This window comes from Enterobacter sp. N5-15 (genome assembly GCF_057221635.1).
In genome coordinates this window covers 4,825,840-4,838,443 of record NZ_CM170150.1, presented here as the reverse complement: position 1 = coordinate 4,838,443, position 12,604 = coordinate 4,825,840, and the positions used below count along the sequence as shown (strand labels likewise).

The 12,604-nt window shown below is 55.8% G+C and carries 10 protein-coding genes; 5 read left to right on the top strand and 5 right to left on the bottom strand.

Features of this window, described 5'->3' with window-relative positions; translation table 11 throughout:
• Positions 1-19: 19 nt before the first annotated feature.
• From mnmG to asnC, 3 genes are all read right to left on the bottom strand, one after another.
• On the bottom strand, positions 20-1,909 hold the full coding sequence (gene mnmG, locus AC2TE5_RS22870) for a tRNA uridine-5-carboxymethylaminomethyl(34) synthesis enzyme MnmG (protein WP_213330676.1): 1,890 nt from the start codon (positions 1,907-1,909) through the stop codon (positions 20-22).
• Positions 1,910-2,283: 374 nt separating this feature from the next.
• Positions 2,284-2,733 (bottom strand): FMN-binding protein MioC, encoded by a 450-nt coding sequence (gene mioC, locus AC2TE5_RS22865; protein WP_063145557.1) that lies wholly within the window; start codon positions 2,731-2,733, stop codon positions 2,284-2,286.
• Positions 2,734-2,823: 90 nt separating this feature from the next.
• The gene (asnC, locus tag AC2TE5_RS22860; RefSeq protein ID WP_024907891.1) at positions 2,824-3,282 is read right to left on the bottom strand and encodes a transcriptional regulator AsnC; all 459 of its coding nucleotides are present in this window, start codon (positions 3,280-3,282) and stop codon (positions 2,824-2,826) included.
• Positions 3,283-3,433: 151 nt separating this feature from the next.
• On the opposite strand from asnC, the gene asnA reads away from it, so the two are divergent.
• A complete protein-coding gene (asnA, locus tag AC2TE5_RS22855) occupies positions 3,434-4,426 on the top strand; it encodes an aspartate--ammonia ligase (protein ID WP_213330677.1) in 993 nt (330 codons plus the stop codon).
• Here asnA and viaA read toward each other — a convergent pair whose 3' ends face one another.
• Positions 4,427-5,878, bottom strand: coding sequence for an ATPase RavA stimulator ViaA (gene viaA, locus AC2TE5_RS22850; RefSeq protein ID WP_213330678.1), 1,452 nt, complete (start codon positions 5,876-5,878; stop codon positions 4,427-4,429).
• The gene (gene ravA / locus AC2TE5_RS22845) at positions 5,872-7,368 is read right to left on the bottom strand and encodes an ATPase RavA (RefSeq protein WP_484612422.1); all 1,497 of its coding nucleotides are present in this window, start codon (positions 7,366-7,368) and stop codon (positions 5,872-5,874) included. Before ravA ends, viaA begins: the two co-directional genes overlap by 7 nt.
• 222 nt (positions 7,369-7,590) lie before the next feature.
• Between ravA and kup the strand changes: the two genes are divergently transcribed.
• The 4 genes from kup to rbsC all read left to right on the top strand — a co-directional run bounded on the left by kup (position 7,591) and on the right by rbsC (position 12,588).
• Complete coding sequence (gene kup, locus AC2TE5_RS22840) at positions 7,591-9,459, top strand: low affinity potassium transporter Kup (RefSeq protein ID WP_484612421.1); 1,869 nt, start codon at positions 7,591-7,593, stop codon at positions 9,457-9,459.
• 226 nt (positions 9,460-9,685) lie between these two features.
• Positions 9,686-10,105 (top strand): D-ribose pyranase, encoded by a 420-nt coding sequence (gene rbsD, locus AC2TE5_RS22835; protein WP_003862392.1) that lies wholly within the window; start codon positions 9,686-9,688, stop codon positions 10,103-10,105.
• 7 nt (positions 10,106-10,112) lie between these two features.
• Complete coding sequence (gene rbsA, locus AC2TE5_RS22830) at positions 10,113-11,618, top strand: ribose ABC transporter ATP-binding protein RbsA (protein ID WP_023333912.1); 1,506 nt, start codon at positions 10,113-10,115, stop codon at positions 11,616-11,618.
• 4 nt (positions 11,619-11,622) lie between these two features.
• Complete coding sequence (rbsC, locus tag AC2TE5_RS22825; protein WP_006808742.1) at positions 11,623-12,588, top strand: ribose ABC transporter permease; 966 nt, start codon at positions 11,623-11,625, stop codon at positions 12,586-12,588.
• The last annotated feature ends 16 nt before the right edge of the window (positions 12,589-12,604 follow it).

Below are 12,604 nucleotides of genomic sequence, written 5' to 3'. Positions count from 1 at the left end.
CCGCCAAAAGCAATGTCAATTACGCGCTGCGGCGCAACATACCTTGCTTTTTCAGCCAGACCAGCAGGATCGAAATCGCCGCAGGGGTAACCCCCGAGATGCGTGATGCCTGGCCGATCGACACCGGTTTGTGATCGTTTAGCTTGGCGATCACTTCGTTGGAGAGACCCGTCACCTGGCGGTAGTCCAGCATTTCCGGCAGCAGCGTGTTTTCGTTACGCTGCTGTTTTTCGATCTCATCCTGCTGACGCGCGATGTAACCTTCGTACTTCACCTGGATCTCAACCTGCTCTGCCGCTTCAGCATCTTCCAGTCCCGGCGCGAACGCGGTCAGTTTAACCAGGTTCTCGTAGGTGACTTCAGGACGGCGCAGCAGATCTTCCCCGCTGGCTTCACGCGACAGCGGCGCTGTTAATTGAGCGTTTACTTCGGCAGCGGTTTCCGCCTGCGGATTCACCCAGGTGGTTTTCAGGCGCTGGCGTTCCTGTTCAATGCGCTCCAGCTTCTCGTTAAAGCGCGCCCAGCGTTCGTCATCCACCAGACCCAGCTCGCGGCCCATTTCGGTCAGACGCAGGTCGGCGTTATCTTCGCGCAGCATCAGGCGATATTCCGCGCGAGAGGTAAACATACGGTACGGTTCTTTGGTACCCAGCGTGCAGAGATCGTCAACCAGCACGCCCAGATACGCCTGAGAACGGCCTGGCGCCCAGCCCTCTTTCTCAGCGGAGAAGCGTGCGGCGTTCAGACCGGCAAGCAGACCCTGTGCAGCCGCTTCTTCGTAGCCGGTGGTGCCGTTAATCTGACCCGCGAAGAACAGACCGTGGATGAATTTGCTTTCCAGGGTTGGCTTCAGGTCACGCGGATCGAAGAAATCGTACTCAATAGCGTAGCCAGGGCGAACGATTTTCGCATTCTCCATCCCCTGCATTGAGCGAACAATTTGCATCTGCACATCGAACGGCAGGCTGGTGGAGATGCCGTTCGGGTAAATTTCGTTTGAGGTCAGCCCTTCCGGCTCCAGGAAGATCTGGTGCTGGTTACGATCGGCAAAGCGCATCACTTTGTCTTCGATCGACGGACAGTAGCGTGGGCCGATCCCTTCGATCACGCCAGCATACATGGGGCTGCGATCGAGGTTATTGCGGATCACGTCATGGGTTTTCTCGTTGGTATGCGTGATGTAGCACGGTACCTGCTGCGGATGTTGCGCCGCATTGCCCATGAACGAGAAGACCGGCATTGGGTTATCACCGTGCTGTTGCGCCAGCACGCTGAAATCAATGGTGCGCGCATCAATACGCGGCGGCGTACCGGTTTTCAGGCGGCTGACGCGCAGCGGCAGTTCACGCAGACGACGAGACAGGGGAATAGACGGCGGATCGCCGGCACGGCCACCGCTGTAGTTATCCAGACCGATATGAATTTTACCGTCAAGGAATGTGCCCACGGTCAGCACCACGGCTTTCGCACGGAATTTGAGGCCCATCTGGGTCACGGCACCCACGACGCGATCGTTCTCAACGATAAGATCTTCAACAGCCTGCTGGAAGATCATCAGGTTCGGCTGGTTCTCCAGCGCGGTGCGCACAGCCTGACGGTAAAGCACACGGTCTGCCTGGGCACGGGTCGCACGCACAGCGGGACCTTTACTCGCGTTTAGTATCCTAAACTGGATGCCTGCATGATCGATCGCTTTCGCCATCAGGCCGCCAAGTGCATCCACTTCTTTTACCAGGTGTCCTTTCCCAATGCCGCCAATCGCCGGATTACAGGACATTTGTCCCAGCGTGTCGATATTGTGTGTCAAAAGCAGGGTCTGCTGACCCATACGCGCTGCGGCCATTGCGGCCTCAGTGCCTGCATGACCCCCGCCAATGATGATGACGTCAAAAGGATCCTGATAAAACATGGTGGTCTGCCTCGCGTAAAGCGGTATGAAAATGGATTGAAGCCCGGGCCGTGGATTCTACTCAACTTTAGTCTTTCGAGAAAGCATTGGGATCCTGGGCTATTAAAAAGAAGATCTTTTTATTTAGAGATCTGTTCTATTGTGATCTCTTATTAGGATCGCGAACTTGTGTGGATAAGTCCGATCTCATAAAGAAGATCATGCGGTTAGAAAGGATCGTTTGCTGTGAATGATCGGTGATCCTGGACAGTATAAGCTGGGATCAGATCGCGACTTTATACACAGGTCAAAAACAACACAACAGTTGTTCTTTGGATAACTACGGGTTAATACGAGCTTTTAACCAGAGTTATCCACATCTGTTCGCGCGATCTTTAATCATTTTTGAGTAAATTTTTCCATTCCGCGAGCCAGATCTCGGCTGGATCCTCCGGAATGTCATGATCGAGGATGTTGATCTTGAGCGTTTCACCCAGCTGTTTTGCTCCGCAGGAGGTTACAGCTGCTTCAACTTTCTCTATTGCCCCGCAAAAGGTGTCATATTCACGACTGCCGATCCCCACCGCGCCAAAACGGACGTTTGACAGGTCGGGCTGCTGTTCCAGCAGTTCGTCATATAAAGGTTGCAGGTTATCCGGCAGATCGCCCGCGCCGTGCGTGGAGGTGATCAGCAGCCAGACCCCGTCAGCCGGGAGATCTTCAAGCAACGGGCCGTGCAGGGTTTCCGTGGAAAAGCCCGCATCTTCCAGCTTTTCAGCCAGGTGTTCCGCTACGTATTCCGCACCACCAAGGGTGCTGCCGCTGATAAGGGTAATGTCCGCCATTGATCGCTCGCCCAGATAAAGAGACGGCCATTGTACGCTGTGAACGAGCTGGGATCTACCTGTGGAAAATGTGGGAATGAATTTGCCCGATCACGGGCGGATGGTACGCATGATCGGGTTTTGCAGGGAAATCAGCGTCTCGGTGGACTGAATTTCATCGATTGTTTGGATCTTGTTGATAAGTACCTGCTGGAGGGCGTCGATGGATCGGCACATGACCTTTATAAAGATGCTGTAGTGACCGGTGGTGTAATACGCCTCGGTGACCTCATCCAGCGCGTTCAGCCTCGCCAGGGCGGAAGGATAGTCTTTGGCGCTTTTAAGAATGATGCCGATGAAGCAGCAGACGTCGTAACCCAGATGTTTAGGACTGACGTCAATGCGTGCGCCGGTAATGATCCCCGCCTGTTTCATCTTCTCTACGCGAACGTGAATGGTCCCCGGGCTGACGCCAAACTGTTTCGCCAGCTCGGCGTAGGCGGTACGGGCATTGGCCATTAAGGCCTCCAGGATGCCGCGGTCGAGATTGTCGATCTGATAATTTTCCATAGCTTTTTCTTATGAAGATTAATGAATCACTCTATTCTAGCGTTTAATTTTATCGAATCAAAAGTGAAGGTGGCTTTTTGTTGATGAGTTATTGAATCTGATGCCATTTCTGTTGCTTAATCAATATCAACAGGACGCAGGAGTATAAATAATGAAAACCGCTTACATCGCAAAACAACGCCAGATCAGTTTCGTTAAATCCCATTTTTCCCGCCAGCTGGAAGATAAACTTGGGCTAATTGAAGTCCAGGCGCCGATTCTGAGCCGCGTGGGTGACGGGACCCAGGATAACCTGTCTGGATGCGAAAAAGCGGTACAGGTGAAAGTGAAAACACTGCCAGACGCCCAGTTCGAAGTGGTTCATTCCCTGGCGAAGTGGAAGCGTCAAACCCTGGGACAACACGACTTCAGCGCGGGCGAAGGGCTCTACACGCACATGAAAGCCCTTCGCCCCGATGAAGACCGCCTCACCCCAATTCACTCTGTCTATGTTGACCAGTGGGACTGGGAGCGCGTGATGGGTGACGGCGAGCGCCACGTTGGCACGCTGAAATCTACCGTTGAAGCGATCTACGCCGGGATCAAAGCAACCGAAGCGGCCGTGAGCAAAGAGTTTGGTCTGGCACCGTTCCTGCCGGATACGATCCACTTTGTTCACAGTCAGGAATTGCTGAGCCGCTTCCCGGGTCTGGATGCCAAAGGCCGTGAGCGTGCGATTGCTAAAGAGCTGGGCGCGGTATTTCTGATTGGGATCGGCGGCAAGCTGTCTGATGGCAAACGCCACGACGTTCGCGCGCCGGATTATGATGACTGGAGCACTGCGGGTGAGGGCGAGTTTGCCGGTCTGAACGGTGATATTCTGGTGTGGAACCCGGTACTAGAGGACGCATTCGAGCTTTCGTCTATGGGGATCCGCGTGGATGCTGACGCGCTGAAGCGCCAGCTGGCGGTCACCGGTGATGAAGATCGTCTCAAACTTGAGTGGCACCAGGCGCTGCTGCGCGGTGAAATGCCTCAGACGATCGGCGGCGGTATCGGCCAGTCCCGTCTGACCATGCTGCTGCTGCAATTACCCCATATCGGTCAGGTCCAGTGTGGCGTATGGCCGCAGCAGGTACGTGAAAGCGTCGGTTCTCTTCTTTAATTAACGCCGCCAGCGTCTGAGCAGGCGGCTACGCAGCCCGGTATCAAAGCGCCAGATATGATCGAAGATGCGCATGATGCCGGGTTTCCCATGGGCGGACATCGCCACCGCGTGAAAACGGTGCTGATGCACCCGCTGTAACTCCTTCACCTTATTCACTACGTCATCCGGCAGCCGCTGGGCAATAAAATCGGAAATCACCACCGCGTCAGCGTCGTACCAGTCGCCGCCCTGCATACGCTCCACAATGCTGCGAAAGCAGCTGGCCAGATCCGTGCCGCCGCGAAAACGCTGGCTCAGGAAGCGGATTGCCTGCTCGATCCCCTGCTGGTTCGTCAGCTCATAGCCCACAACCTCGCTGGAGAACAACATGATGAAGCAGCGACGGCGATCGGCGAGCGCCACGCGCATCAGCGCCAGACAGAACGCCTTCGCACACTGCTCGTTAAACCCGCCCATCGATCCGGACGTATCCACGCAAACTATGAATGGCCCGCGCGGCTGTTCATCAAAATCCTGATGGACCACCGGCCGTTGGCTGATTTTCTCGCGCCAGGCTTCGCCGTGCAGTCGGTATGTGAGAAGCTGTTTTTCCACCAGCCGACGATAGAACTCATACTCCAGCTCGGTCATCCCCAGCGTGCTCAGCTCGGTCGGCAGCAGACGTAAGATGTCGTCGCTTTGCTGCAATCCATCTACCTGCTCCGGCACGGTGGCCGGTTCGCGGACCAGCGTGCGGAAGGTTTCCATCGGCGCATCTTTCTTTGGGACCGATTTTGCCTCCCGCGAGCGCCCCAGCTGTTCTGCAAGCTTCATCAGCTCCGGCTGCTGCGTTAGAAAGTCGCCGTACTTGACGATCAGCTGGTAGTCACCGCGCTTCAACTGCCCGGCGCTCATGTCCCACAGACGTCCGGCGGCGTTTTCATTTTCTACCAGCACCTCTTCAAGCTGGCCGCTCAGCGTCATACGCTCCTGAACTTCGCTGAGCAGCTGTTCACGCTCTTCATCCAGCAGCTGCTGGTTCAGCGTTGTGGCCTGAACGACCAGGCTGAGGCGCCAGCGCTGTAGGAACAGGGTATGCAGCGCCGGGGTAAAGGTGGCGTTATCCGTGACCAGCGCCCGCGCCTGGCTGGCAAACGGAGAGTGGACTTTATCAAGCAGCGTAAGGGTTTGCGGCAGCTGGACGATAAACTGCGGTGTCGACAGCCGTTGGCACTGCTGATAGCTGGCGACCTCCTCCGTCAATTCAGGCGGGACTTCCGTCTCCTTAAACCGCTGACGAAGGTTATCGCGCCAGCGCGGGAGATCGTCGGTCATCGCTTTTTTGAGCTTAGGAAATTTTTCGAAGAAGGCCGCTAGCTGCGGCGACGCCAGGAGGGTAATAACCACCTCCTCGATCAGACCTTCCTCACTGACCGCCAGCATGACGTTGAGCGTATCCAGCGTTAGCATTGACGCGCCTGTTTTATCTGCGCGCTGACGTCCTGCAGGCTGGCTTCGATGCGACCTAACCAGTCGCTATGAATAAAGAGGCATTTTTGCTGCTCGCTAAAGCGGGTGTGCTGCTGGTGCCATTCGGTATCCAGCGCTTCCAGCTGCTGCTTGATCTCTTCCGGCACGCTATCGGAAGCGGCGCCCGGCAGCGCCAGGCGCGATCCCTGCAGGCTGACGTCGCGGATCACCAGATGCTGGCTGCTATCTACTTCCATATTCAGCGGCTGCGCGAAGCCGATGCCGTTGAGCTTGCCGCGGATCTCACCGCCCTTATCCAGCCACTGCGCCAGCGCCTCGCGCTCAATCGTAATGTGTACCACCTGCATGTCATGCAGTTTGAGCGGCTGCTGGAGCAGCAGCGTGAGCGTCGTACCAGCCAGATCGGCAGGAAGCTCGTAGTGCGGTTTGCGGGCGAACATGCCCCCCAGGCGATTCACTTTCAGCGCGGTTTTATCACTTTGCTGCTGCTGAAGCTGGATGCGCCGCTGGGCAATCGCCCCCAGCTGATTGAGCATCGCCTGCTGCCCCCAGGCGTGCCCGGTCATCAAAACGTCAAGCTGCTGCTGCATCAGGTTCATGCCTTCTGCATCATGCCAGAGGCAGTCTTTGAGCAGGATCAGGTCGATTGGCGCAACGGCGTCACGCCCGCTGAACAGGGCGCTGGCCTGCAGCAGACGGATCGCTTTTTTCCAGCGGCGATCGGAAACATAGGGCGCAGAAGGGAGGAGATCGAGCTGCTGACGCAGCAGATAGATCAGCTCAAATACGGCGTCAGGCAGTTTGATTTTGCTGATATCCTGCTGCCACTGGTGATACTCCTCATCGGTGACCTGTAGCGAAGCAGACACCGGATTTTCGTTCTCATCCTGCTGGCTTATCAGCAGGGAGCGGAAATTGGATTTATCCTGCACTTTGTCCAGCCACAGGCGGATCAGCATACGGTCATACAGCGCTTCCAGACTGCTGTCGGCTTCAGGCAGTTCGTTAGAGGCGGCCACCAGCAGGCGCATCGGGATTTTCTCTTCACTGGCGCCGTTACGGAACCGACGTTCGTTTATCGCCGTGAGCAGGGTGTTCAGAATAGCCGGTCCCGCTTTCCAGATCTCATCAAGAAAAACAATCTCAGCCTCCGGAAGATACCCTTCTGTCAGACGCTGATAGCGCCCCTCATCTTTCAATGCCTGAATAGAAAGCGGGCCAAAAACTTCTTCTGGGGTGGAAAACCGGGTCATGAGATATTCGAAGGCGCGGGCGTTCTGAAAAGCAAATTTTAGCCGGCGGGCGATCAGGCTTTTGGCAATGCCCGGAGGTCCCAGCAAAAACACGCTTTCACCGCTCAGCGCCGCCAGCAAACAGAGGCGAATGGCGTGGCTACGCTCGAAAAGGCCTTTCTCCAGCGCGCTGCTGAGGCGGGAAATTCTTTCTGCTAATAAATGTGAGTGAGCCATAATAGTTTTGCATCCTTTCGCCGTCGTGGCGGCCAATTGAAGCGAGTATAGACGTTTCAGTCAGGGCTGGTAATAGACTGAAGTGCGGCGCAATTTTCTTTGCGCTACATTAATGCGGTTGCATTTAGGGGTACGATTTTGCAATGAATCGTGCATACTGTGCGCTTTTTGTGGGCCAAGGGACCAGGAACACATTTGTTATTTAAACGAAAAGACTAGTCTATGAGCACTGATAATAAGCAATCATTACCCGCAATAACGCTTGCGGCGATCGGGGTTGTCTACGGTGATATCGGCACCAGCCCGCTTTATACGCTTCGTGAATGTTTGTCCGGCCAGTTTGGCTTTGGTGTTGAACGCGATGCCGTGTTTGGCTTCCTGTCCCTCATTTTCTGGCTGCTGATTCTGGTGGTTTCCGTTAAATATCTCTCCTTCGTTATGCGTGCAGATAACGCAGGTGAAGGTGGGATCCTGACCCTGATGTCCCTTGCCGGGCGCAATACCTCGGCCAGAATGACTTCAGTGCTGGTCATTATCGGCCTGATTGGCGGCAGTTTCTTCTACGGGGAAGTGGTGATAACGCCGGCTATCTCGGTGCTGTCGGCGATAGAGGGGCTGGAGATTATCGCGCCACAGCTCGATTCATGGGTGGTTCCGCTGGCCATTATTGTCCTAACGCTGCTGTTCATGATCCAGAAGCACGGTACAGGGCTGGTGGGCAAACTGTTTGCACCGATTATGCTGGCCTGGTTCCTGATCCTGGCGGCGCTTGGCTTGCGCAGCATTATCGCAAACCCGGAAGTGCTGCATGCGCTGAACCCTTACTGGGCCGTGCATTTCTTCCTCGAATATAAAGTGGTTTCCTTCGTGGCGCTGGGTGCCGTCGTGCTCTCCATCACCGGTGTGGAAGCGCTGTATGCTGACATGGGCCACTTCGGGAAACTGCCTATCCGCGTGGCATGGTTTATTGTGGTGCTCCCGTCGCTGGTGCTGAACTACTTCGGTCAGGGTGCGCTGCTGCTTAAAAACCCGGAAGCGATCAAGAACCCGTTCTTCCTGCTGGCCCCTGACTGGGCGCTGGTGCCGATGCTGATCCTGGCGACGCTGGCGACCGTCATTGCCTCTCAGGCGGTGATTTCCGGCGTGTTTTCTCTGACGCGCCAGGCCGTGCGTCTGGGTTATCTCTCACCGATGCGCATCATCCATACCTCAGAGATGGAGTCGGGTCAGATCTACATCCCGTTCATTAACTGGCTGCTCTATTTCGCAGTTGTCATTGTTATCGTCAGCTTCGAGCACTCCAGTAACCTGGCGGCGGCGTACGGTATTGCCGTAACCGGTACGATGGTGCTGACATCGCTTCTCTCCACCACGGTGGCGTACCGAAACTGGCACTGGAATAAATTACTCGTGGCGATGATTCTGGTGGGCTTCCTGTGCATCGACGTGCCGCTGTTCTCTGCGAACCTCGACAAAATTGTCTCCGGTGGCTGGCTGCCGCTGACGCTGGGTCTGGTGATGTTCATTGTCATGACCACCTGGAAAAGCGAGCGTTTCCGCCTGCTGCGCCGCATGCATGAGCACGGGAACTCTCTGGAGGCGATGATCGCCTCTCTGGAGAAATCCCCGCCGGTTCGCGTGCCGGGGACCGCGGTATATATGTCTCGCGCGCTGAACGTCATTCCGTTCGCGCTGATGCATAACCTCAAGCACAACAAAGTGCTGCACGAGCGCGTGATCCTGCTGACGCTGCGCACCGAAGATGCGCCGTATGTTCATAACGTCCGTCGCGTGCAGATTGAGCAGCTGTCGCCTACCTTCTGGCGCGTGGTGGCCAGCTACGGCTGGCGTGAAACGCCAAACGTGGAAGAGGTGTTCCACCGCTGCGGCCTGGAAGGGCTGAGCTGTCGGATGATGGAGACGTCGTTCTTTATGTCGCACGAGTCGCTGATCATCGGCAAGCGACCGTGGTATCTGCGCCTGCGTGGCAAGCTGTACCTCATCCTGCAGCGTAACGCCCTGCGTGCGCCAGACCAGTTTGAGATCCCGCCTAACCGCGTGATTGAGCTGGGAACGCAGGTAGAGATTTAAGTCTTTGTGCAGCCTGATGCCCTCACCCCGACCCTCTCCCACAGGGAGAGGGCGCAAACATAAAAAACGGTAACCTTGGGGTTACCGTTTTGCATTTACCTCCACTCCATTTCACTTAGCGAAACGTTTCGACGCCGATCACAAATCTGTTACGTCATGATGGTTTTCTGAACATTTCTGGGGCTACACTACTTTTAGCGAAACGTTTCGCTAGTGGAGCAAGAAAATGAAGAAAGGCACTGTACTCAACTCAGAAATCTCATCGGTTATTTCCCGTCTTGGGCATACCGATACGCTGGTGGTTTGCGATGCAGGCTTACCGGTTCCGCGCAGCACAACCCGTATCGATATGGCGTTAACGCAGGGTGTTCCTTCGTTTATGCAGGTACTGGAAGTCGTGACCGCGGAGATGCAGGTTGAGGCGGCCATTCTCGCGGCGGAAATCAAACAACATAATCCGCAACTCCACGAAACGTTGCTCAGCCACATTGAGCAACTGCAACAACACCAGGGAAACACCATAGAAATTCGTTACACAACGCACGAGCAGTTCAAACAACAAACCGCAGACAGTCAGGCGGTGATTCGCAGCGGGGAGTGTTCCCCGTATGCGAATATCATTCTCTGTGCTGGCGTCACCTTCTGAGGCCATCATGGACGCATTACTGCAACTCAAAGGGATCGATAAGTCGTTCCCGGGCGTAAAAGCCCTCTCCGGCGCGGCGCTGAACGTCTACCCCGGGCGCGTGATGGCGCTGGTGGGCGAAAACGGTGCAGGCAAATCCACCATGATGAAAGTGCTGACCGGTATCTACCAACGCGATGCCGGTTCACTCGTCTGGCTGGGCAAAGAGACCACCTTCACCGGCCCGAAATCCTCTCAGGAAGCTGGCATCGGTATTATTCACCAGGAGCTGAACCTAATCCCTCAGCTCACCATTGCGGAAAACATCTTCCTCGGCCGCGAGTTTGTTAACCGGTTCGGCAAAATCGACTGGAAAACCATGTATGCCGAAGCGGACAAGCTCCTGGCGAAGCTGAACCTGCGCTTTAAGAGCGACCGTCTGGTGGGCGATCTCTCCATTGGCGATCAGCAGATGGTGGAAATTGCCAAGGTGCTGAGCTTTGAGTCGAAGGTCATCATTATGGATGAACCGACCGATGCCCTGACCGATACCGAAACCGAATCCCTGTTCCGCGTGATCCGCGAGCTGAAGTCGCAGGGGCGCGGGATTGTCTATATCTCTCACCGCATGAAAGAGATCTTCGAAATCTGCGATGACGTCACCGTCTTCCGCGACGGGCAGTTTATTGCCGAGCGCGAAGTCGCCACGCTGACCGAAGATACGCTCATCGAAATGATGGTGGGACGTAAGCTCGAAGATCAGTATCCGCATCTGGATAAAGCGCCGGGTGAGATCCGCCTGAAGGTGGATAACCTCTGCGGCCCTGGCGTGAACGACGTGACCTTTACCCTGCGCCAGGGCGAGATCCTGGGCGTGGCGGGCCTGATGGGTGCCGGACGTACCGAGCTGATGAAAGTGCTTTACGGCGCGCTGCCGCGCACCAGCGGTTATGTCACTCTCGACGGCCATGAAGTGGTCACCCGCTCTCCGCAGGATGGTCTGGCGAACGGCATCGTCTATATCTCTGAAGACCGCAAACGCGACGGCCTGGTGCTGGGGATGTCGGTGAAAGAGAACATGTCCCTGACCGCGCTGCGCTATTTCAGCCGCAGCGGCGGTAGCCTGAAGCATAAAGATGAGCAGCAGGCGGTGAGCGATTTTATCCGCCTCTTTAACGTTAAAACCCCGTCGATGGAGCAGGCGATTGGCCTCTTATCCGGCGGTAATCAGCAGAAAGTGGCGATTGCGCGCGGGCTGATGACGCGCCCGAAAGTGTTGATCCTCGACGAGCCAACCCGCGGCGTGGACGTGGGCGCGAAGAAAGAGATCTATCAGTTGATTAACCAGTTTAAGGCCGACGGTCTGAGCATCATTCTGGTCTCTTCCGAGATGCCAGAAGTATTAGGCATGAGCGATCGCATTATCGTCATGCATGAAGGGCATCTCGGCGGTGAATTCACTCGCGAGCAGGCCACCCAGGAAGTTCTGATGGCTGCCGCTGTGGGCAAGCTTAATCGCGTGAATCAGGAGTAAGAAGATGACTACCCAGGCTGTTTCTGGTCGCCGCTATTTCACAAAGGCATGGCTGATGGAACAAAAATCGCTGATTGCCCTGCTGGTGCTGATCGCGATTGTGTCCACCATGAGCCCGAACTTTTTCACCGTTAATAACCTGTTCAACATCCTGCAGCAGACGTCGGTGAACGCCATTATGGCGGTCGGCATGACGCTGGTGATTTTGACCTCGGGTATCGATCTGTCCGTCGGTTCCCTGCTGGCGCTCACCGGCGCGATCGCCGCTTCGATTGTCGGCATTGAGGTCAACGCGCTGGTGGCCGTGGCCGCTGCCCTGGCGGCAGGCGCGGCGATTGGTGCCGTAACCGGGGTTATTGTGGCAAAAGGCCGCGTTCAGGCGTTCATCGCCACGCTGGTGATGATGCTGCTGCTGCGCGGTGTGACCATGGTTTACACCAACGGCAGCCCGGTTAATACCGGCTTCACCGATAACGCGGATCTGTTTGGCTGGTTCGGTATCGGTCGCCCGCTGGGTGTCCCGACGCCGGTCTGGATCATGGCTATCGTCTTCCTGGCGGCGTGGTACATGCTGCACCACACCCGTCTGGGCCGTTATATCTATGCGCTGGGCGGTAACGAAGCGGCAACGCGCCTGTCCGGTATCAGCGTTAATAAAGTCAAAATTATCGTTTACTCCCTGTGCGGTCTGCTGGCGTCACTGGCAGGCATCATCGAAGTGGCGCGCCTCTCCTCCGCGCAGCCGACGGCGGGTACGGGATATGAGCTGGATGCTATCGCGGCAGTGGTTCTGGGCGGTACGAGTCTTGCGGGCGGTAAAGGTCGCATTGTTGGGACATTGATCGGCGCACTGATTCTCGGTTTCCTGAATAATGGTTTGAATTTGTTAGGTGTTTCCTCCTATTACCAGATGATCGTTAAGGCAGTGGTGATTTTGCTGGCGGTACTGGTAGACAACAAAAAACAGTAACTGACGACACTACAGG

Coding starts and splice junctions, on each gene's coding strand:
- asnA (WP_213330677.1), top strand. CDS start 3,434: ATGAAAACCGCTTACATCGCAAAACAACGCCAGATCAGTTTCGTTAAA.
- rbsA (WP_023333912.1), top strand. CDS start 10,113: ATGGACGCATTACTGCAACTCAAAGGGATCGATAAGTCGTTCCCGGGC.
- ravA (WP_484612422.1), bottom strand. CDS start 7,368: ATGGCTCACTCACATTTATTAGCAGAAAGAATTTCCCGCCTCAGCAGC.
- asnC (WP_024907891.1), bottom strand. CDS start 3,282: ATGGAAAATTATCAGATCGACAATCTCGACCGCGGCATCCTGGAGGCC.
- viaA (WP_213330678.1), bottom strand. CDS start 5,878: ATGCTAACGCTGGATACGCTCAACGTCATGCTGGCGGTCAGTGAGGAA.
- rbsD (WP_003862392.1), top strand. CDS start 9,686: ATGAAGAAAGGCACTGTACTCAACTCAGAAATCTCATCGGTTATTTCC.
- mioC (WP_063145557.1), bottom strand. CDS start 2,733: ATGGCGGACATTACCCTTATCAGCGGCAGCACCCTTGGTGGTGCGGAA.
- kup (WP_484612421.1), top strand. CDS start 7,591: ATGAGCACTGATAATAAGCAATCATTACCCGCAATAACGCTTGCGGCG.
- rbsC (WP_006808742.1), top strand. CDS start 11,623: ATGACTACCCAGGCTGTTTCTGGTCGCCGCTATTTCACAAAGGCATGG.
- mnmG (WP_213330676.1), bottom strand. CDS start 1,909: ATGTTTTATCAGGATCCTTTTGACGTCATCATCATTGGCGGGGGTCAT.